Origin of the sequence: Neobacillus oceani (genome assembly GCF_046237595.1) — a bacterium.
Classification (GTDB): domain Bacteria; phylum Bacillota; class Bacilli; order Bacillales; family Cytobacillaceae; genus Bacillus_D; species Bacillus_D oceani.
Genome location: NZ_CP143543.1, coordinates 1,211,327 through 1,231,996 on the forward strand (window position 1 = coordinate 1,211,327; position 20,670 = coordinate 1,231,996).

The 20,670-nt window shown below is 42.9% G+C and carries 27 protein-coding genes; 25 read left to right on the forward strand and 2 right to left on the reverse strand.

Annotated elements, in window-relative coordinates; all coding sequences use genetic code 11:
• The first annotated feature begins 32 nt into the window (after window positions 1-32).
• On the forward strand, window positions 33-587 hold the full coding sequence (locus tag V1499_RS06120; RefSeq protein WP_409274635.1) for a nonribosomal peptide synthetase: 555 nt from the start codon (window positions 33-35) through the stop codon (window positions 585-587).
• A 177-nt stretch (window positions 588-764) separates the two neighbouring features.
• Here V1499_RS06120 and V1499_RS06125 read toward each other — a convergent pair whose 3' ends face one another.
• Window positions 765-1,391, reverse strand: coding sequence for a cupin domain-containing protein (locus V1499_RS06125; RefSeq protein WP_409274637.1), 627 nt, complete (start codon window positions 1,389-1,391; stop codon window positions 765-767).
• Window positions 1,392-1,646: 255 nt separating this feature from the next.
• On the opposite strand from V1499_RS06125, the gene V1499_RS06130 reads away from it, so the two are divergent.
• The 4 genes from V1499_RS06130 (at window position 1,647) to V1499_RS06145 (ending at window position 3,426) form a co-directional block, all read left to right on the forward strand.
• Window positions 1,647-2,078: a hypothetical protein gene (locus V1499_RS06130; RefSeq protein ID WP_409274639.1), complete on the forward strand. Its 432-nt coding sequence runs from the start codon at window positions 1,647-1,649 to the stop codon at window positions 2,076-2,078.
• Window positions 2,079-2,247: 169 nt separating this feature from the next.
• Window positions 2,248-2,421, forward strand: coding sequence for a DUF6366 family protein (locus tag V1499_RS06135; protein ID WP_409276238.1), 174 nt, complete (start codon window positions 2,248-2,250; stop codon window positions 2,419-2,421).
• A gap of 99 nt (window positions 2,422-2,520) precedes the next feature.
• A complete protein-coding gene (locus V1499_RS06140; RefSeq protein WP_409274641.1) occupies window positions 2,521-2,928 on the forward strand; it encodes a hypothetical protein in 408 nt (135 codons plus the stop codon).
• Window positions 2,929-3,024: 96 nt separating this feature from the next.
• Complete coding sequence (locus V1499_RS06145; RefSeq protein ID WP_409274643.1) at window positions 3,025-3,426, forward strand: hypothetical protein; 402 nt, start codon at window positions 3,025-3,027, stop codon at window positions 3,424-3,426.
• 288 nt (window positions 3,427-3,714) lie between these two features.
• Here the strand turns inward: V1499_RS06145 and V1499_RS06150 are convergent, their stop codons facing one another.
• Window positions 3,715-4,434 (reverse strand): suppressor of fused domain protein, encoded by a 720-nt coding sequence (locus V1499_RS06150; RefSeq protein WP_409274645.1) that lies wholly within the window; start codon window positions 4,432-4,434, stop codon window positions 3,715-3,717.
• Between the two features lie 298 nt (window positions 4,435-4,732).
• On the opposite strand from V1499_RS06150, the gene V1499_RS06155 reads away from it, so the two are divergent.
• From V1499_RS06155 to V1499_RS06250, 20 genes are all read left to right on the forward strand, one after another.
• Entirely contained in the window at window positions 4,733-5,179 is a 447-nt protein-coding gene (locus V1499_RS06155; RefSeq protein WP_409274647.1) for an Lrp/AsnC family transcriptional regulator, read from the forward strand.
• A 219-nt stretch (window positions 5,180-5,398) separates the two neighbouring features.
• Window positions 5,399-6,250 (forward strand): M55 family metallopeptidase, encoded by an 852-nt coding sequence (locus V1499_RS06160; protein ID WP_409274648.1) that lies wholly within the window; start codon window positions 5,399-5,401, stop codon window positions 6,248-6,250.
• 118 nt (window positions 6,251-6,368) lie between these two features.
• On the forward strand, window positions 6,369-7,295 hold the full coding sequence (locus V1499_RS06165) for an ABC transporter permease (RefSeq protein ID WP_409274650.1): 927 nt from the start codon (window positions 6,369-6,371) through the stop codon (window positions 7,293-7,295).
• Between the two features lies 1 nt (window position 7,296).
• Window positions 7,297-8,238, forward strand: a complete 942-nt coding sequence (locus V1499_RS06170; RefSeq protein WP_409274652.1) for an ABC transporter permease — start codon at window positions 7,297-7,299, stop codon at window positions 8,236-8,238.
• Window positions 8,239-8,250: 12 nt separating this feature from the next.
• Window positions 8,251-9,267: an ABC transporter ATP-binding protein gene (locus V1499_RS06175; RefSeq protein WP_409274654.1), complete on the forward strand. Its 1,017-nt coding sequence runs from the start codon at window positions 8,251-8,253 to the stop codon at window positions 9,265-9,267.
• A complete protein-coding gene (locus V1499_RS06180) occupies window positions 9,267-10,271 on the forward strand; it encodes an ABC transporter ATP-binding protein (RefSeq protein WP_409274656.1) in 1,005 nt (334 codons plus the stop codon). Before V1499_RS06175 ends, V1499_RS06180 begins: the two co-directional genes overlap by 1 nt.
• A 19-nt stretch (window positions 10,272-10,290) precedes the next feature.
• Window positions 10,291-11,928 (forward strand): peptide ABC transporter substrate-binding protein, encoded by a 1,638-nt coding sequence (locus V1499_RS06185; protein WP_409274657.1) that lies wholly within the window; start codon window positions 10,291-10,293, stop codon window positions 11,926-11,928.
• A gap of 71 nt (window positions 11,929-11,999) precedes the next feature.
• Window positions 12,000-12,371: a DUF3899 domain-containing protein gene (locus V1499_RS06190; protein WP_409274658.1), complete on the forward strand. Its 372-nt coding sequence runs from the start codon at window positions 12,000-12,002 to the stop codon at window positions 12,369-12,371.
• Between the two features lie 251 nt (window positions 12,372-12,622).
• The gene (locus V1499_RS06195; protein ID WP_409274659.1) at window positions 12,623-12,778 is read left to right on the forward strand and encodes a hypothetical protein; all 156 of its coding nucleotides are present in this window, start codon (window positions 12,623-12,625) and stop codon (window positions 12,776-12,778) included.
• 150 nt (window positions 12,779-12,928) lie between these two features.
• A complete protein-coding gene (locus V1499_RS06200) occupies window positions 12,929-13,213 on the forward strand; it encodes a hypothetical protein (protein ID WP_409274661.1) in 285 nt (94 codons plus the stop codon).
• A gap of 145 nt (window positions 13,214-13,358) precedes the next feature.
• On the forward strand, window positions 13,359-13,928 hold the full coding sequence (locus V1499_RS06205; RefSeq protein ID WP_409274663.1) for a branched-chain amino acid aminotransferase: 570 nt from the start codon (window positions 13,359-13,361) through the stop codon (window positions 13,926-13,928).
• A gap of 175 nt (window positions 13,929-14,103) precedes the next feature.
• Entirely contained in the window at window positions 14,104-14,622 is a 519-nt protein-coding gene (locus tag V1499_RS06210; protein ID WP_409274664.1) for a helix-turn-helix domain-containing protein, read from the forward strand.
• A gap of 27 nt (window positions 14,623-14,649) precedes the next feature.
• A complete protein-coding gene (locus V1499_RS06215; protein WP_409274666.1) occupies window positions 14,650-15,612 on the forward strand; it encodes an alpha/beta hydrolase in 963 nt (320 codons plus the stop codon).
• 229 nt (window positions 15,613-15,841) lie between these two features.
• The gene (locus tag V1499_RS06220) at window positions 15,842-16,288 is read left to right on the forward strand and encodes a hypothetical protein (RefSeq protein WP_409274668.1); all 447 of its coding nucleotides are present in this window, start codon (window positions 15,842-15,844) and stop codon (window positions 16,286-16,288) included.
• 2 nt (window positions 16,289-16,290) lie between these two features.
• Entirely contained in the window at window positions 16,291-16,515 is a 225-nt protein-coding gene (locus tag V1499_RS06225; protein ID WP_409274669.1) for a helix-turn-helix transcriptional regulator, read from the forward strand.
• Between the two features lie 33 nt (window positions 16,516-16,548).
• A complete protein-coding gene (locus tag V1499_RS06230) occupies window positions 16,549-17,286 on the forward strand; it encodes a DUF4386 domain-containing protein (RefSeq protein WP_409274671.1) in 738 nt (245 codons plus the stop codon).
• Between the two features lie 140 nt (window positions 17,287-17,426).
• Window positions 17,427-18,188 (forward strand): SDR family NAD(P)-dependent oxidoreductase, encoded by a 762-nt coding sequence (locus V1499_RS06235; protein ID WP_409274673.1) that lies wholly within the window; start codon window positions 17,427-17,429, stop codon window positions 18,186-18,188.
• A 99-nt stretch (window positions 18,189-18,287) separates the two neighbouring features.
• Complete coding sequence (locus tag V1499_RS06240; protein ID WP_409274675.1) at window positions 18,288-18,707, forward strand: nucleoside 2-deoxyribosyltransferase; 420 nt, start codon at window positions 18,288-18,290, stop codon at window positions 18,705-18,707.
• A gap of 232 nt (window positions 18,708-18,939) precedes the next feature.
• Entirely contained in the window at window positions 18,940-19,701 is a 762-nt protein-coding gene (locus V1499_RS06245) for a TRM11 family SAM-dependent methyltransferase (RefSeq protein ID WP_409274677.1), read from the forward strand.
• 323 nt (window positions 19,702-20,024) lie between these two features.
• Window positions 20,025-20,666 carry a TetR/AcrR family transcriptional regulator gene (locus V1499_RS06250; RefSeq protein WP_409274678.1) on the forward strand — a complete coding sequence of 214 codons (642 nt, stop codon included), beginning with the start codon at window positions 20,025-20,027 and terminating at the stop codon, window positions 20,664-20,666.
• Window positions 20,667-20,670: the final 4 nt, after the last annotated feature.

Below are 20,670 nucleotides of genomic sequence, written 5' to 3' on the forward strand. Positions count from 1 at the left end.
ACGAGACTACCTGAAAAGAGATGGTGATTGTATTGCAATGGAGTAAGACGAAATCTACATTAGAAAGTTTTTTATGTGACAAATTAAAAGGACGTATCAAGATATATGCAACAGTATATCGGAAATTCCATGACGGTCCAAGTAGAGTATGGATTACATTCGATAAAAAAGAAATACTAAGTGCTTCTGATGTTACATATGCAGTAAAGCATGAGAAACTATATCAACAAATTAAAGAAGAAAAGAACCTGAAAGGAATTCCCTATAACGCAGATTGGGATGTAATGTTTAACTCTGAAGAACGACAGGAACTAATAAAGGCATCGGATGATGCTGAAGAAATCATGATAAATCAAAACATCTTTGAAAGTTATCATCTTTATTCACCCTTAATGGATTATGGTTCATTGTCTATCGATGAAGCGATAAATTCTGAGAATATTATTATTAAGGCATATTCAATGTTTGATAGAAGGTTAGGTAAAAGAAGATTAGAAAAATTGGAATTTACCAAAGAAACCCATCCATTGATTGTGGACTTTTACAAAATAAGATGTGATGTTGAAGGAATAACACTTAATGGATAAGTTTTTTTTGAAGTAACTAGTGTCTTGATCCGAAAAGGATTAAGGCACCTATTTATTGAATTTCTTATTAAGCTAACGGGGCAGGAATGTTTAAGAAGAATGTTGTATTTTGACACGTAAAAAAAATCCGAAAAGAAAAACTGCGACATAATATTGTGACAGTTTTTCTTTTCGGAATCAATATCTATATTGAGAATATTTAGAGTACCGCTGGTATGGTTGGTATTGCTGATATAGTCGATTATAAAATTGTTGTTTTCTATACTTGGCTTTATTACAGTCCTTATATGGTCCTATATACGTGCTTGGCTTTATAGGTTCAGTTACGTTTTTCCACTGTTCTTCATCAAGACAATAAGTATGTGCCATAATATTTGAAGGGGTAAATTTTAAGATATCAGAACCTAAAATGACTTCTGGATTCGGTGCATCGAAAATTGCTAAAAGATGAGTATTATTAGCAGTAGCTACTTCGTAATGCCACCATCCTTTTGGTACATTTGCTACTTGGCCAGGTGTAATATGGAAATTTAACAATCGTTTTGTGAATGGGTTTAGTATCGATACAGTAGCAGCTCCTGAAATACAATAAACTAATTGAGCGGCGTTTTGGTGATAATGTGGTTCTACGACATTGCCTAAACTTAGAAAAATGTCAAGAAGTGATGTATTTTCCAGTGTATTCAATTGTTCTTTACCTAACACATTAATCAAGTTTTGATTATCTTTAACAAACAAATGGCTTTTATTTACATCAAACGTGTAGTGCGTTAATGGAGAAGTATAATCAATATTTGTAGTCATAAGTCATATTTGCCTCCTTTTTCGTTATAGGCAAGATATGAGGCTATTAATTAATATGTGATTATGGCAAATTAGGGCCATTTCAAAACTAAAAGGAGTAGTCCTTCTTGAACTAATGGGTGCGTTGATCTTGGAAGGATTAACCGCCTTTTTTATTGAATTCTTTATTAAACATAAGGGGAGGTTTGTTGAAGAAGGATTTAATATTACTTTTGGAGAATTACCAACCTATAAGGTTTAAATGGAGGATAATTTATGAGAAAAAGCAAACCAGTTGATGAATTAACCATTGAGGACTTAAAGGAAAATCCTATATGGGAATGGGCATTAGATGAAGAAGACAATGAAGAACAAGACGAGACGTGGGTAAGACCATCTGAAACAAAGAACTTTACGGAAGAGTTAAACGGTTCAATTGTATTGGGGGAATTAACCACAAATAATGGCGATAAATATCCTATGATGTGTAACCTAGATATAGAAGATGATGAGGTATCAATTATTTCAGTTGTTATTTATAACGATAAACAAGATGAATATTATGCCTTAGAAGATATGATTAAAAAAATTGATTTGCCTTTATCCATTAACATTGGTCTTACAATCAATGGAAAATCACAATCTTTGAAGTTTACTGCGAACAAAGTGGACATTTATAAAAATGACATAAAAACAAATCTCAAATAATGCCTTGTTCAACAACGGGTGCTTTGATCCTAAAAGGATTAAGGCATCTTTTTGTTAAATTCCTTATTAAGCTAAAGGGGCAGGTTTGTTATAGAAGAAAAATACTGAAACTAATAGGCTGTTCCTTCCGTAATACTTACCACTGAAAGAAGGGGATGATTTTGTGAGTATGGATGACCAAGAAAAAATGCGGAGAAAAGAGTTGGAAAACAATCCTATGGGTAATTTCTCCGATGCAGTAAACCGTGCAATGGTTGGTGATCCTTCAGCTTTAGTAAAAGGTGGCTGTCTCACAAAAGTTTTTACAATATTAATAATCATCTTAGGATTTGTGGTCCTGTAACAATGTTCTTTTTAGAGTAACGGGGCAGGTTAGCTCAAGAAGGATTTGAAAATTAACCGACGAATATGTTCCTTACCACTATTTTTCAGGAGGACTTTTATGCGTCAAAGTATAATTATCCTTATATCGATTGTTTTTACCCTTAATGCTTGTCAGAATGTACCGCAAATGCCCCAAAGTTTAAATGTTGAACAAGTCGTGAAGGAAAATATACAGGAATGGGATATATCTGTAAGTCCAAGAAAAGATAAAAACAAATGGGTATATGACACACAGTTAGAATACCTCGGGAATACACCAGTTAAAGTTACTCTTACTAATTATGATAAAACCAAAATTACCTATAATGGAATGGAACCTCTTGTACCTGCACCTACATTTGGTAGTGCCGATTATAAGGAGAGCGTCTATTCCAAGGAAAATTCTATTCTTGAGTTTGAGTTAGAATGGGAAGCCCAAGGAGCTAAGAAATTTGGAAAAACTGTATTTGAAATAAGACCAAAATAGATCCTAATGGTTCGCCACTAAAACTGAGTGGCTTTTTTGTTGAACAAACGGGGAGTTGAACAATTTTTATCGGTGTAGATTAGAGGGAGTGGAATTGTGAGAAAATCTTTATTTATTTCTACAATACTAATATTGTTTTTAATTGTAAGCAGTTGTAGTAATAATTCTGTAAAGAAAATTAAAGCGGATTATTTTGATATTACTTTAGGACAGAGTTCGTACAGTGCTTATAATAAAGTGGAGAAAGAAACTGTTCAGTCATTGGTTGATGCATACAATGACATCAAATATACTGGGCATACCAACCAACAAATTAATTATGAAAAGGCAATAACTATAATATTTTTCTATAATGACCAAATTTCAGGAACTTTAGTAATTGACGATAAGGGCATATTTAATCTTGGTTATAGCGGTGAAAACTATGAAATCGAGCCAAACAATGATATATATAAACAAGCAAAAGAAATATACAACGATTTGAAGCAACAATATTAATATTTCTTGGTAAATTTGGATTAATTCGTTTGATAATGTTGTTTTGTGAGATTCTTCACTTAAACATACGGGTGCTAATGTTAAAGAAATTAATGACAAAAGAATGGTTGGAGCATCAAATTGCTCCAACCATTTTTTATGCCAATTAACTCACTTAATTGTCTGCTAATTATAGTGCGAATTGCTAGTGAATAGCACTATAAATTTGAATTTTTCACCTCAGAACCGACCCGTTATCCTATTCGGTTAGCAGTTTTTTTCGTAGGTATTTCACAAAAAACGAGGCAGTCATCTGCATGTATTAACACGATTCAAATCGTATAAATCATTGACCCCGAATTGGTCAAATCTCTCGGTCAGTTCGTCAATGCCATGGTCCATTTTAAATTGCATTTCCTCAAGATAGAGAGGGAATACGTTGTAAATATTGATCAGTTTGTCTTCCCTTACTTTTAGCCGGAAAAATTCACTATCCACAATCGTTGGCGGAATCAGCAGGGAGGCACAGAGCTTCGTGCCATCGATAAATGGCTCGATCGGGTTTCCGTTCTGCAAGGTGTGGCCGTAAGCGAGCCATGTCTTGTACTCATGCGGGAAACGGGCCAGGAATTTCATATTCCGAATCGGCCAGTAATTCCGTTCATCCTTGAATCCCTCTTCGGTTACATCGTACTCCTGGGGCAAAAAGCAAACGAGCTCAGCGTATCTCCAGTCTTCCGCGCCTGCCGGGACAGTCATCGGAAGATCGCTCATCCCATGCGTGATCATCGTATGGAAGGGGCGCTCTTTTGTAGGAGCAACATGGTACACATCAACATGGACGATATTCGAGATAATCTCATGGAACACCATGTTGATTTTCCCGATATGCTTTTCGATATGCTCCTCAAACATCTCCTTCGCCTCGTCGTCAAAATCCCTAATTCCCTCAAACTTCGTCTCGACCGAATTGTATTTGTAAATTGGCGCACCGGATTTCGAAATCTTCTGCTTCCTTTTAAACCACACACTCTTTGCCCCCTTAAAGAGAATAAATTTTATTGGTATATAGATAATTCTCCTGCCTTTTCCTAAATCCTGCAAACCTTCTTGGAGGTAAAGGCTTTATTTTTTGTTTTTTACAAAATAATAAAATTTTCATATAATTCTTGCTTTTTGAAAATTCATTCACTATAATTTTCTTTAATTTCTTAAAAAGTTACAAAACACAAAAAATGCTACTTAATTTTGATATTTACATAAATGTAAAATACTGATTTTGGAACAAAAATAGGAAAAAAGTATCAAAAAGGAATGGGGAATGTGTATGAAGTATGAGATTGATGAGCTAGACAGGGGTATCATCAAACAGTTGGCAAGGGATGGACGGATGTCGTTCTCGGAAATTGCATCGGCTCTGAATGTGACCGAAAAGACCGTCCGGCTGAGGTACAAGAATTTGTTGGATCACGGGATTATGGGCGTTTTCGGGGTGGTAAATCCAGTTGAAATTGGAGTAAAGGCCGGCGCAATCATTCTATTGAAAGTCCAGCCGCAAAAAGTGAAGGATGCAGTGGAGGAACTCAAAAAGTTCCGGGAAATCAGGTACATAACCATGACATCTGGCCCATATTCCCTTTTGGTTCAAATTGCGGTTCCCACCCAGGATGACATAACGCAAACCCTTTTGAAAATAAATGAACTAACTAGCATTACTGACGTGAATTCAATCATTCAACTTGAAGTGTTCAAGAATTCGTACGAGTACTTTTGAGGAGACGGGGCTTTGATTAAACTGTTAAAAACACTGGCTAGCTTATCCGGGCCATGCGGATACGAACATTCGGTATCCGATTTTTTAAAAGAACACTCAAAGCATTTTTCGTGAATCTTAGAGAAAATCAGAAATTCGAATTTTAATAGAGTAAGAGAACAGTGGATAGGCCCACTCTCTAAATAAAAAACAGACTATTCGAATGATGGGGGAGAGAATATGAAAATCTTTATTTCCGCAGACATGGAAGGCATTTCCGGGGTCGCGACAAACCAGCAGCTGAAAACGCCATCGGAATATCAGCGTTTCCGCAAACTGATGACAGCGGATGTAAATGCTGCAATCGAAGGGGCATTTAACGGGGGAGCGACCGAGGTCATTGTCGCGGATGGACACGGCAACATGTCGAACATCATTATCGAAGAGCTCGATCCGCGAGCCCGTCTCATTTCCGGGAATAACAGGGTGATGTGCCAGCTGGAGGGACTTGATGAGTCATTTGACGGCATTATGTTCGTCGGCCACCACGGGCGTGAAGGCGGCTCTGATGTAACGGTGATTAGCCATACACTGGCAGGGATTTGCGTCGAAGAAATGCAAATCAACGGCAAGGTCGTCGGTGAAACGGAAATGAATTCCTATGTGGCCGGTTCGATGGGAGTCCCGGCGTTGTTCATCAGCGGTGATGACGCCTATGTGAAAGAAGTCCAGGAAACCCTTCCGGAAGTGGAAGGAGCCGTAACAAAAAGAGCGGTGGACCGCTTTGCAGCCGAGCTTCTCCATCCAGAAGTTGCGCGCAGGGAAATCCGGGAGAAGGCCGAAGCGGCTGTTAAAAAAGCAAAACAGGCAAAGCCGCTTGTGATTGGCGAAGGCCCGGTCACATTTGACTTGAAATTCAAAGGCCCACAGCAGGCAAAAATGACAACCACCCTGCCAACAGTCGAACTGACCGGCCCGAAAAGCATCCGTTTCACATGCGATGACATGGTCACAGCCTACAAACATATGTGGGGCTGCGTCATCATCGCGATGACAGCCACAAACGGCGTCCTCGGATCGGTGAATGCTTAAGTAGTTAATAGCCTAAGCCGTTAAGTTTTGAAAAGCAAATCACTTATTTCGGAGAATCGGCATCAATTTGAAAAAGGAACCGTCCGCAAAACCATTAAATATAGCGAGGTGAATGGAGATGTACATTGTCAAAAGGATATTAACGATGCTATTGACACTTTGGGTCATTATTACGTTAACCTTTGTCATCATGAAATTTATACCCGGGGATCCATTCGCGTCTGATGCGGATGTCCTGCCGGAGGAAGTTTTGCAAAACATTCGGGCGAAATACAATTTGGACAAGCCTTTGCCGGTCCAGTACGCCCTGTATTTGAAAAACCTTGCGATGCTGGACCTCGGCCCGTCAATTAAATCGGAAACCCGCACAGTGAACAGCATTATCGCGGACGGGTTACCCGCTTCGGCAACATTGGGGATACAAGCACTCACCATCGCCCTGATCTTTGGACTTCTGCTTGGAATCATTGCTGCGCTCAACCATAATAAGCCAATTGATTTCCTCGCGATGATGATTGCCATCCTCGGCATCTCGGTGCCAAGCTTCATATTGGCGCCGTTGTTAATCAAGTATTTTGCAGTCGAATGGCGGCTGCTCCCGGTTGCTTCGTGGGGAAGCTTCCAGCATAGCATCCTCCCCTCACTCGCGCTTGCAGCCTCGCCAATGGCCGTTATCGCGCGGTTTATGCGTTCGAGCATGATTGACGTCATGAACCAGAATTACATAAAGACAGCCAATGCCAAAGGACTTTCAACACCTCGGCTTGTCATTAAGCACGGAATCAGGAATGCAATCCTGCCGGTCATTACCTTTATCGGTCCGTTGGCGGTCGCCCTGATTACTGGGACGTTCGTCATCGAAAAGATTTTTGCGATTCCCGGCCTCGGGAAGTATTTCGTTGATAGCATCTTTAACCGGGATTATCCCGTCATACTTGGAACGACAATCTTTTTCAGTACCATCCTTGTGGTCATCCTGTTCCTTATCGATATTTCCTACAGGCTAATCGACCCGAGAATTAAACTGACGAGCGGGGGGAAGTAACATGGGAGCAAAAAAAATTGAAAGCACGTTGTTTGTTCCTGTCTCTCCCGACAAAAGAATCGTGGACCCAATCCAGCGCCCGTCACTGAGTGTTTGGAAAGAAACCGCAATGAATATCATGAAAAACAAATTGGCCGTACTCGGCATGTCGATTCTTATCGCAATCGTGTTTTTTGCGATTTTCGGACCGAAGATGGTTCCATACACCCCATCCGGCCAGGATTTGGCGAATGGAAACATGGCGCCCGGCAAGCATTGGTTTGGAACAGATGACCTCGGCCGGGATATGTGGGCGCGCGCCTGGTACGGGGCAAGGGTTTCACTAACAATCGGTTTTGTAGCGGCTTTTATTGACCTCGTGCTTGGAGTCACAATCGGAGGGATTGCCGGGTACATGGCGGGCCGCAGCAAGAAGGGCGACCGTATCGATAACATCATTATGAGGATTATCGAAATTCTTTACGGAATACCGTACCTTTTGATCGTGATTTTGCTGATGGTTATTATGGAGCCTGGCGTCATTTCGATTATTATCGCTCTGACCGTTACGGGATGGGTTAGCATGGCAAGGATTACAAGGGGCCAAATTCTCCAATTAAAATCACAGGAATATGTGATGGCAGCGGAAAAGCTCGGGACGTCCCATGCGAAAATCATCCTTAGGCACCTTTTGCCAAACGCAATCGGCATCATCATTGTCAACCTGACATTTACCATCCCACAGGCCATTTTCGCCGAATCGTTCCTCAGCTTCCTTGGACTTGGCGTGCAAGCGCCGTTCGCAAGCTGGGGGACGATGGCAAACGACGCGCTCGGAGTCATCCTGAGCGGACAATGGTGGAGGCTGTTCTTCCCTGGGTTCTTGATTTCGCTGACAATGTTTGCATTTAATGCATTCGGGGACGGACTGCAGGACGCCTTGGATCCAAGAAACCGGAAATAGGAGGAAGCAATTGTGAGCCATTTACTCGAAGTAAAAAACCTCGAAGTGAATTTTAAAACATATGGCGGCGAGGTAAAGGCAGTCCGCAATGTTTCTTTCCATGTAAATAAAGGCGAAATCGTCGCCATTGTGGGGGAAAGCGGAAGCGGAAAGAGCGTCACGGTCCAGACGGTCATGGGGCTTATCCCGACACCGCCCGGCATTATCAAAAATGGGGAGGTCCTTTTTCAAGGAAGGGACCTTCTAAAGCTATCAAATCGTGAAATGCAAAAAGTGAAAGGGTCTAAGATCAGTATGATCTTCCAGGACCCGATGACGTCGCTTAATCCAACCATGAAAATCGGCAAGCAAATCGAGGAAGGGCTGATTGTCCATCAGAAGCTCGGGAAAGGAGAAGCGAAAAAACGCGCGATCGACATGATCCGACTAGTCGGCATCCCGAACCCGGAAGAGCGATACAATCAATATCCCCACGAATTCAGCGGCGGGATGAGGCAAAGGGCAATGATTGCCATTGCCCTTGCCTGCAACCCTGAACTGCTGATTGCCGATGAGCCGACGACCGCGCTCGATGTGACCATTCAGGCGCAGGTTCTGGATTTAATGAGGGATTTAAAAGAAAAAACTGATACCGCGATCATCCTTATCACGCATGACCTTGGCGTTGTCGCGGAAACCGCGGAACGGGTTATCGTCATGTATGCCGGAATGATGGTCGAGAGCGGCTCAGTCCGCGAACTTTTTGAAAACCCCCGCCATCCGTACACATGGGGGCTAATGGAATCCATTCCGGATCATACAAGCACTGAAAAGGAGCGTTTGATCCCGATTGAAGGATCTCCGCCGGATCTTTTTTCGCCGCCGGCGGGCTGCCCTTTTGCCCCAAGGTGCAAATACTCGATGGAAGTCTGCCTTTCTGAAATGCCACCGGCTTTCGAAACGGAATCAGGGCATTATGCAAGGTGCTGGTTAAACGATCCAAGAGCCCCAAAGGCTGAAGACCTTGTGGCAGCAGGGAGGGAAAACTGATGGCCAAATTGCTCGAAGAAGCCGCGGAAAAACAGTCCGCTGCCTCCGATATACTTCTTAAGGTAGAGAATCTAAAGAAGTATTTTACGATCAAAAACAACCAGACCGTTAAGTCCGTCGACGATATCTCGATTGAAATCAAACGCGGGGAAACCTTTGGCCTAGTCGGTGAATCAGGGAGCGGCAAATCGACGCTCGGTAAAACGATTGTCGGCCTGCAGGATCCGACCGAGGGCAGAATGTTTTACAACGGAGCTGACCTAAGCACGCTTGGAAGAAAGGAAAAGGCGATCGCCAACCGGGAAATGCAGATTATTTTCCAAGATCCGCACGCATCTCTGAACCCAAGGATGCGGGTTGGGGACATCATCGCCGAAGGCATTGACGCCCACGGCCTTGCAAAAGGAAAAGAAAGGCAGGAGCGAGTCTATGATTTGCTTGAACGCGTCGGCCTCCGCCCCGAGCATGCCCGGAGGTATCCGCATGAATTCAGCGGCGGGCAGCGGCAGAGGATCGGAATCGCAAGGGCGCTTGCCGTCAATCCAAAGTTCATCGTCGCGGATGAACCGATATCGGCGCTCGATGTTTCCATCCAGGCACAGGTCATCAATCTTCTCGAGGACTTGAGGGAACAGGAAGGGTTGACCTATTTGTTCATCGCGCATGACCTCGGGATGGTCAAGCACATTAGCGACCGTATCGGCGTGATGTATTTAGGGAAAATGATGGAGCTTACAACCAGCGATGCTCTTTTCGCCGAGCCGCTCCACCCTTACACGCAGGCATTAATGTCGGCGATTCCTGTCGCGAAACCAGGCGCCGCGAAAAGGGAAAGGATTGTGCTTCAGGGGGATCCCCCCAGTCCGGTCAACCCGCCGAGCGGCTGCCGGTTCCGTACGAGATGTCCGCATGCCATGTCCATTTGCGCCGAAATGATTCCCGATTTCAGGGAAGTCCAGCCGGAGCATTGGGTGGCGTGCCATCTATATAACGAAAGATCATAACACCTAAGGAGGAAGGGAAATGAAGAAATGGGTTTGGATGTTAGCTGCCCTTATGGTACTCAGCTCTGTTTTAACTGGCTGTTATGGCGGCGGAAATCAAAGTTCATCTTCGGCATCCGGGCCGAAGGAAAGCACGAAAGGAATTAAGCAGGAACTTGTCCTTAATGCAATTAATGAGCCGCCTTCTTTGGATCCGGCAATGGCTACGGATACAACCTCCGCATGGATTTTGGATCACACGTTTGAAGGCTTGTATGTAAAAAACAAGGATGACAAGCCGGTCCTTGGAACAGCAAAAGATGTCAAGGTTTCCGATGATGGCAAAACGTATACGTTCACAATCCGTGACGATGCGAAATGGTCCGACGGCTCCCCGGTAACCGCGCATGATTTTGAGTACAGCTGGAAACGAACAATGAACCCGGAAACGGGGGCGCAATTTGCTTTCTATATGTATTACATCAAAGGCGCTGAAGAGTTCAACAAAGGCAAAGGAACAATTGACGATGTCGGCGTAAAAGCGACGGATGACCATACCCTCGTAGTCGAACTCAACAATCCGCTTGGCTATTTCGAGGAACTTTTGACCTTGAGGACATTCTATCCAGTCAAAAAGGACCTTGTTGAACAGAACAAAAACTGGGCAGGCGAAGCTGACGGCTATATCAGCAACGGACCGTTCAAAATGACTCAGTGGAAGCATGACAGCCAGGTTGTCGCGGAAAAGAACGAGAATTATTATGACAGTAAAAACATCACACTCGAAAAGATTACCTGGAAAGTCGTGAATGACGCGACAACATACTACCAGATGTACAAAACAGGCGAGCTTGACCTGATCCAGACTCTTCCGACAGATGTTGTAGAACAAGAAAAGAGCAACAAAGAGTACAAAAATGTTCCTTACTTTGGAACCTATATGTACATGTTTAACGTAACCAAAGAACCATTTACGAATGCGAAAGTACGCCGCGCCTTCGCATTAGCCATTAACCGGGAACCGATAACAAAGAACATTACAAAAGCGGGCGAAACCCCGGCATATGCATTCGTTCCTCAAGGAGTGGAAACATCCAAGGGCGATTTCCGTGAAGTTGGCGGCGACTACTTCAAAGAAGACAGTGAAGAAGCGAAGAAACTTTTACAAGAGGGAATGGCGGAAGAAGGCTGGAGTACGCTTCCTCCTGTTACCGTAATTTACAACACGTCCGAAAACAATAAGAAAATCACTGAAGCGGTCCAGGAAATGTTGAAGAAAAATCTTGGTGTGGACGTCAAGCTGGCCAACCAGGAATGGAAGACATATCTTGATACAACTCATCAAGGCAACTTCCAGATGGCGCGCATGGGATGGATTGGATCACTGCTGGATCCGGTTGTCATCCTCGATTACTACCTTGGCGACAGCCCGAACAACCGCTCACGCTGGGTAAATGAGGAATACGACAGCCTGATGGCCCAGGCAAAGGCTGAACAGGATAAGGACAAGCATTTTGAACTCCTTCACCAGGCAGAGGATATCCTGATGGAAGAGCTTCCGTTCTTTCCGGTTTACCATTATACCAACACATACCTGACATCACCAAAGTTCAAAGATATTATTTATCCTTTCAACCGCTATCCAAACGTGAAGTGGGCGAAAAAGGTTTCTGAATAACCGGTATTTTGTAAGCAGGGAAAAGCGCTCAGGCAGCTTTTTCCTGCCTGTTGGTTAAAGGAGGGAGTATGATGGCCAAAAAAAGTACTGTTTTTCTTCTATTAATAATTGCATGGCTGATTGCGAAATTTGTGTTGTCTTTGTCATGGATAGAGTTTGTTAACCGTTCTTTTTTGGTAGGCATCAGCTTCCTTTTGGCCAGCGCAATCTTTTTGATTTTAAAAACAGGATTCCTTACCCTATTTTTGGATGGCTTTACTAAGGTGGGCTCATTCATCTCACCAAAGTCCAGGGCAATGGAGCGCGAAGACGAGCGGGCCAGGGAGGACGAAAGCCTTGCGGAATTTAAAACGGGACTCCTTCGTAAGCTGATTACCTATACATCTATATTCGGCTTTAGTTCCGTCAGCGTGTCATTACTTGGATTGTTTTTCTTCTATTAAGAAACCGGCCTCGCCAGGTGCAGTAAACCTGGCGAGGCCGGTTTTTTTGTTGAGGAAACTAGTGGCCGGGGGTCGTTTTTGAGAAAATCGCCTGCATTTCAATTTAAGTTTTTCTATATCGGGGGTTAGACTTAATTGCACCCAAGGGCTGAATTAATGAAAGGCATTATACCTGGCTTAGGTATCGCATAAATTCCATTGAGTGACGTCGTACGGGCATCAATCCGAAAAGGAAGTCATTCAAAATCCCGTTGAGTGACAATGTAGGGGCAAAATTCGAAAAGGAAGTCACTCAAATCCTATTGAGTGACATCGTAAGGGCAAAATCTAGAAAGGAAGTCACTCAAATCCTGTTGAGTGACTTCGTAAGGGCAAAATCTAGAAAGGAAGTCACTCAAATCCTGTAGAGTGACTTCGTACGGGCAAAATTCAGAAAGGAAGTCACTTAAATCCTGTTGAGTGACTTCGTACGAGCAAAATCTGAAAAGGAAGTCACTTAAATCCTGTTGAGTGACTTCGTACGGGCAAAATTCAGAAAGGAAGTCACCTAAATCCTGTTGAGTGATTTCGTACGAGCAAAATCCGAAAAGGAAGTCACTCAAATCCTCTTGAGTGACTTCGTACGAGCAAAATCCGAAAAGGAAGTCACTCAAATCCTGTTGAGTGACTTCGTACGAGCAAAATCCGAAAAGGAAGTCACTCAAATCCTGTTGAGTGACTTCGTACGAGCAAAATTCGAAAAGGAAGTCACTCAAATCCTGTTGAGTGAAATCGTACGGGCAAAATCCAGAAAAGAAGTCACTCAAATCCTGTTGAGTGACATTGTACGGGTCAAGTCCTGAAAGGAAGTCACTCGAATCCGTTCGAGAGACAAAGAGAGCGAGTATAAGATGGACAGGCGATTACAAATTAGGATGGCGAAACTTTTTAATCCCGGCGAAAAATGGTATAACCGAATATATAGCCGGATAAAAGGAGATACCTGAAATGCTGAAGATAAACATGGAAAAATTTTTGAAGAAAAACGAATCCTTATTTTCGGAAGAGATAAAGTACGCCGTAAAGCAAGGTTTGGTTGAAGAAGGAACAATAAGTGAAAGAGACCCGTCCGAACGCTTCAAGGATGCTTATATCGAACTGAGTGATAAGGAAACGGAAGAATTGGTTTCAAAGGGTGGAGCGGAATTATTGCAGCAGCCAGTTTCTTATTTTAAAAAGAACATAAATCAGTTCATGTATGTCGAGTCGAAATGGTTCGATCTGGTCGATGTCGATGCGGTGGTCATTGAAGTCGACGATGTTTTCCGAAATTACCAGGCCCTGCTTGGCTTAAAGCTGCAGAAGAAATACGGAGAAACGCTCAACCAGCTTTTACAACGGAAATTCGAATTCGCCAAGACTGACTATAGCCTTATGTTTGACGGCGGTGAAGGAATCTGGAATTTCAATTTCTCACTGGAGGCATTAAAGGCATTCAATGAAGAACAGACAATTAACGAAACTTTAAACCTTGTGTACCAATTTTTACTTGCTATGGCAGAAGAAGTAGAGCGGTAACGATTTGATTTAAGCAATGTATTTTTCGATGAAAATTACATTGCTTTTTTAATGGAAAAATATGTTGACATGAAAAACAGTTTGGATTATTATCAATAGTGATAATGATATCAAATATTTTTTTTGGGTTAATATTATCACTTTTGATAATATTGTCATCACGGAGGTATTCACAATGGATTTTGATCGTACTAAACTTATTTTGCACCCGGTCCGGATGAAGATTATTCAGTCCTTGGTGAATGGCCGACATCGAACAGCTTTCGAAATCATGAACCATCTAAAGGAGGTGCCTCAGGCAACACTGTATCGCCATTTGAACAAATTGCAGGAAGCCGGACTCATTGAGGTGGTTCAGGAAAACCCGGTCAGGGGCACAGTTGAAAAAGTATATTCCCTAAAACAAACATTTCATACACAGTTAGGCACGATAAGCAAAGATCAGCATTTAGAGTTGTTTTTCACCTTTTTGACGCAATTAATGGGAACATATGAGCAATATTTATCTACGGATTTCGATTTGGTAAGAGACGGCGTTAGCTACCGCGTGGCTAGAATGCATTTGACTGATGAGGAATTTATGGAATTAGCCGAAAATATTCGCCGTTTGATTAATGAGGCTATGGAAAATGAGCCATCGGATGAACGGATGCCACGAAATCTTGCGACGATTGTCATTCCGGAAAAAAATTAAAGTAGACATGTAATGGAGGGGAATGGGATGGAAAGAGAAGTTGTGTTTGGGGAGAAAAATCGGATGTATGGTACATTGGCTTTGCCAGCGGGTGAAGGGGTACACCCTGCCATTGTAATTATTGCGGGTTCAGGGCCGCTCGACCGGGATGGGAATGTTGCTAAAAAGCTCACGACAAACCTTTATAAGGAACTGGCCAATTTCTTTACTGGACTTGGATTTGCTACACTCCGCTATGATAAGCGGGGAACAGGCAAGCGGGAGGGCAACTGGATGGCTGCCGGGATGTGGGACCTCGTTGATGATGCCCGTGCTGCTGTAGAATTTCTTCAAGCCCACCCGAATGTGGATAAGGATAGGGTCATCGTAGCCGGACATAGTGAAGGAACGATTCTTGCGACTGCTTTGGGCGCATCCATGCCGCTGGGGGGAGTTATTTTTCTATCAGGTGGGGTTGACAACTTGCCTGAAGCATTAAGTAAGCAGAGGGAGCTTGGAAGCAAAGAATTGCTCGCAAAGCCTGTTCTTGGGAAGCTCCTTAAGCTTATAAATGTTGCACAAAAAAGCGAAAAGTCGGCAGCCAATATGATGGAAAAATTTAAACAGTCCAAGGAAGACATTGTTAAAGTCCAGCTCTTCTTTAAACAGCCGGCGAAATGGTATAGAGAACATATCGCATTTAATACACGCGAAGCATTGAAATCCATGAACTGTCCCGTCCTTGCCATAATCGGTGACAAGGACCATCTGGCGGACAAAGGGGTGCTTTCAGAACTTCCATCCCTCATCCAGGGGAAAGCCGAGTATTCGATTATTACGGACATGGAACACGGCATGCGTATACAGACTGAGGAACTCAGTATTTTAAAATCAGGCAAGAGATTCAAAGAAATCTTAAAACGCCCGCTTCATCCAGAGGCATTGTCAAAACTTGAAGGCTGGTTGGATGAAAATTATCTTAATAACAACCAGAAAGAGAATGTAGGCTGAATGAATGTTGGCATGGGTAAAGGATAGTGGGGATATAGTGCAGCAACGCGGGAGATTTTATTCTCCCGTTTTTTTTTGCGTTGATGAACATGAAACGAATAACAGGGGCCTACTTTTTCAAAAAGCTGAAATTATCTGTAAATTATAGTTGACTTAATGTATAGTTTAATTTACATTAAGTATATAAAACTATACTTTGAGTAAAAAATATTTGACAAGGGGTGAATATATGTCGTATCAAGAAAAGAAGAGCATTGTGTCATTGATTAGTACAATCCTCATTTTTGCCGGATATTGCCTATATATGTATCCAAGGCATCCGGGAGGGGGGCTGGAATCGGCGGAAACCTTTCATTATTGGGGTTCCTTCGTCCTTATCTTGACGTTGTTTTCAGTCTTCGCGCAAATCATAATCAGCATTATTTTTACAATTTTCTTTAGAATTACGACCAGAGAAAAGGTGCCGTCTTTTGAAGATGAGCTCGATAAACTAATCGGTTTGAAGGCGTTCCGGAATGCATTTTTCGTTTTTGTCAGCGGCTTCCTTTTCGCAATGGGTTCCCTGGTCTTTTTTCAGCCGTCAGAAATGATGTTCATCATACTGATAGCATCAGGATTCCTGGCCGATATCATGGGCTCGATGACTCGGCTTTATCATTACCGGAAAGGAGTGTAACCGTGGGTAAAAATCTTGTCGGCAATCATATCCGCAAATTACGATTCAACCATGAAGAAATGACTCAGCAGCAACTGGCTGACAAGGCCGGCGTCACCCGGCAGACAATCGTGGCACTTGAAAAGGGAAACTACTCCCCATCTTTGGAGCTTGCTTTCCGCATCGCCCGCGCCTTTAACTTGCCGCTGGAAGAAGTATTCTTTTATGGGGAAGATTCAAATACTTAAAACCATCTGAATCAATAGAAAGTAGGGGAGCAAATGAGTTCAGACAAGAAGGCGGCAAAAATTGTAGGGTTCCTGTTCATACTTGCGGCGGTTACGGCGGTAATTGGCCTTAAATTATATGATCCTATCCTGATAGGGCCGGATTATCTGGCAAAAGGCTCCGAACACGCGAACCGGATAGTGCTGGGGGCAGTTATGGAATTAATGCTTGTCGTTTCCGCGATTGGTACAGCAACGACGATGTTCCCGATTTTAAGGAGATATAACGAGACAATCGCGCTCTGGCATGTTTGCTTCAGGTTCCTTGAAGCGATTGTCATCACAGTCGGCGTAATCAGTGTGCTGTCCCTGTTGACCTTGAGCCGAGAATACGTAGCAGCAGGAGCTTCAGTCGATCCCGCTTCTTTTCAAGCTTCAGGAACAGTATTAAAAGCAATACACGACTGGACGTTCATGATGGGACCACTGTTCATGCTTGGTATCAATACAATGATGTACAGTTATATCTTTTACAAAACCAGGCTAGTGCCAAGGTTTTTATCAACACTTGGAATCACCGGGGCCGTATCAGTCTTCCTTTGCTCCCTGTTGGTCATGTTCGGCGTCATCGAACAAATCTCCGTTTGGGGCGGCATCTTGGCCGTACCTGTAGCAGCCAACGAAATGATCCTAGCAGTCTGGCTCTTAACAAAAGGATTCAATCAAACCTCACTCGCCTCACTATCGGTGCGCAAAATTGAACAGCGCCAGTCACTCCCCGAATTTTCTTGATTCACTGAGTGTTTCACGGATGAGCGACAACATCGAAAAGCCACTTGCTGAGTATTAGTAGGTGGCTTTTTACTGTCGGATTAACTTTTTAAAAGGGTATAATGAACCTAGTTTTTAAATTGAAAAGGAGTAATTTTACGATGGATTTGCATTTGCATGGAAAAAATGTACTTATTACTGGCGGATCGAAAGGAATTGGAAAGGCGATTGCCAAGGCGTTTGTGGCAGAAGGTGCGAATGTTGCCATATCGGCGAGGGGAATGGAAGCGCTGGAACAGACAATGGAAGAACTTCATGGCCGCGTCTCTATTTTTCAAGCAGACATTACCGAGCCAGAGGAACGGAAGAAGCTTATCACTTCCTTTGTTGAAGAATACGGAACAATAGACGTTTTAATCAATAATGCAGGCGGAAGCAATGGCGGAAAAGCAACCGAAACCGAAATGGATTTATTCCGCGAGGCAATGGAGTTGAATTATTTTTCTGCTGTCCATTTAAGTAAAGTAGCTGTGGAATATATGAAAAAACAGCAATCAGGTTCAATCATTAATATTACCTCCATTTTCGGAAGAGAAAGCGGAGGGAAGGTTACCTATAACAATGCGAAATCCGCGCTGATCAGTTTTACGAAATCGCTGGCGGACGAAGTGATTACCGATGGAATCAGGGTTAATAGCATCGCTCCGGGAAGCATTTTACACGAAACAGGCAATTGGAAAAAGCGCCTTGAGGCAGACCCTGAAGGCATAAATGAATTCGTGAAGAATGAAATACCTGCCGGTCGTTTCGGTACCCCGGAAGAAATTGCGAATGTGGCAATGTTTCTCGCTTCCGAAAAAGCATCCTGGATTGTTGGCGCCAGCATAAATGTAGACGGGGGGCAATCGAGAATGAATTTTTGAGGATGTTTGGTTCCTTGCCTTTTTAGCATGAAATCAGTACAGTGTATTGTAATGCGTGTAAATAAGTTTTAGATTATAGACTGTTTTGGAGGCACAACGATGAAAAGAGTATATTTAGCCAGCCCGTTTTTTAATGACAACGAAATTGGAATTTTGGAGCAGGTTGAAGAAATTTTAGCAGAAAAAGGTTTAAGTGTGTTCTCGCCATTTAGGCACTCTGCCGAGGCAGAGTTTGGCTCTCGCCAATGGTCGATTGAAACCTTTATGGATGATATTAAACACATTAAGTGGGCGGAAATGGTTGTCGGCATCTATCATGGAAACTATTCGGACAGCGGCACAGCCTGGGAACTTGGCTACGCATATGCAACTGACAAGCCTGTCATAGTAGTCCATGTTGGTGAAAGCAGTAACCTTATGGTGCATGAAGGCGCGCATGCGAATATCACTTTAGAAGAACTGAAAGAGTATGACTTTGACCAAATGGCCAGTTCTTTTTATAAAGGTGCAATGCGCTGATGGCAAAATAGGTAAGTGATTACCATTGAACTGCGAAAAAGTTGTAAGGGACAATTGCGGTATGATTGAAACTAACTATGTCTATACCTTTTCGAGTTATGAGGGTGAACGCTCCTTAATGTTTTTGGAGATGCGGTGGTTTTTCGGCTGCGATTCGCAAACCGGCTTTTTGGAAAGTCGAGTAAAAATAGACCCTAGCAGGAGTCCGTTCATTAAAGAACGGGTTTCTGTGATGTGTGAGGGAACAAGTTTTGAAGAGCTTCTTGTAAAAGCAAATACGCTACCAGCTTTCGATGAAACGTTTAAGGTAAGGTATGTGAAAAATGCCGGTGTGCCAAAATCTTCGGATGAGCGGCGTGCTATTGAAAAAAAAGTCGGATTGCACATGAATGGCAAGGCAAATCTTCACGATCCAGATAGGATTTATGGAATGATGAATTTAACCGACGGACGATGGATTCTTGGGGAATATGTTAAAAGCAAGCCGATTTGGCATCATCATCAGCAAAAGCCCCACAGTTATTCGACCGCGCTTAATACCCGGGTCGCCAGGGCGGTGGTGAACATCGCTGTTCCAAATCCTGAAGGAATCAAGGCAATCGACCCTTGCTGCGGGATTGGAACGGTATTGGTCGAAGCTTTATCAATGGGCATCGATATCGTAGGGAGCGACAGAAACCCGCTCGTCCTTGGCGGCACAAGGGAGAATATCGCGCACTTTGGATACGGCTGTGAAGTCAAACTGAGAGATATGTTGAACATTACCAATCACTATGACGTCGCAATTATTGATCTGCCGTATAATTTGTGTTCGGTCATAAGCCCGGACCAGCAACTCAAGATGCTCCAAAGCGCACGTCAATTTGCTAAAAAAGCCGTAATCGTGACGGTTGAACCCATTGATGAAATCATCATCCAGGCGGGTTTTTCCATAAAAGACAGGGCTGTTGTCAGCAAAGGGTCGTTTAACAGGGAAGTCATTGTGTGCATATAAAACCGAACACCGCCTGTCACTACCCGAATTTTCTTGTTTCACAGAATGTTTCATAGATAAATCGCAACATCGAAAAGCCACTTGCTGAACATTAGCAGGTGGCCTTTTTACTACTGTTGTGACAAAATAATAGACTATTTAAAAGCTTGGCTTAAAATTGAAGATTTTCTTCAAGAGTAATTGTATATTTTTCATTTTCTAAAAATGAATAAAAAAAGCAGTCCCCCTGCTTCTTTAAAAATTAACATATACTTCATATAAAGTTAAAAGAAGTATGTTACTATTTTATCGACAGACAGTCGGTCTATAAAGGAGGTGTAACAATGAGAAAAGAAGCGGAGGAACGCAGGAACGAAATACTTGATGCAGCGGATGAGCTCTTTGCTCAGAAGGGCTTTGATGGAACGAGTACAAACGATATTCTCGGTAAGGTAGGTATTGCGAGGGGAACATTGTACTATCATTTCAAGTCGAAGGAAGATATTATGGACGCGTTGATTGATCGGTACAGTGCCCGCCTTTTAGGAAATGCACAGGCAATTGCCGTAGATAAGAGTATTCCTGTGGTCGAACGGATTATCAAGGTCGTTAGATCCATGAATTTAAGTGGCGGAAGCAGCCAGGAAATTATGGAGCACATTCACAAACCACAGAACGCCCTTATGCATCAAAAAATACAAAAAGTCATCATCAATGGCGTTACGCCAATACTGACGGGAATAATCCAAGAAGGTATTGCCCAGGGACTGTTTAGCACTCCTTACCCATATGAATCTGTGGAAATGATTGTTACATATGCGAATGCTGTTTTTGATGAAGAAGTAGTAGAGATAACCAATGAGGAGCGTGCTTCAAGGATACAGGCGTTTATTTTTAACGGAGAAAGGCTGCTCGGTGCAAAAAGCGGAAGCCTGATGAATGTTATTCAACAGTTTGGAAGTGTAAATGGTCAACATAATGAATAATTCG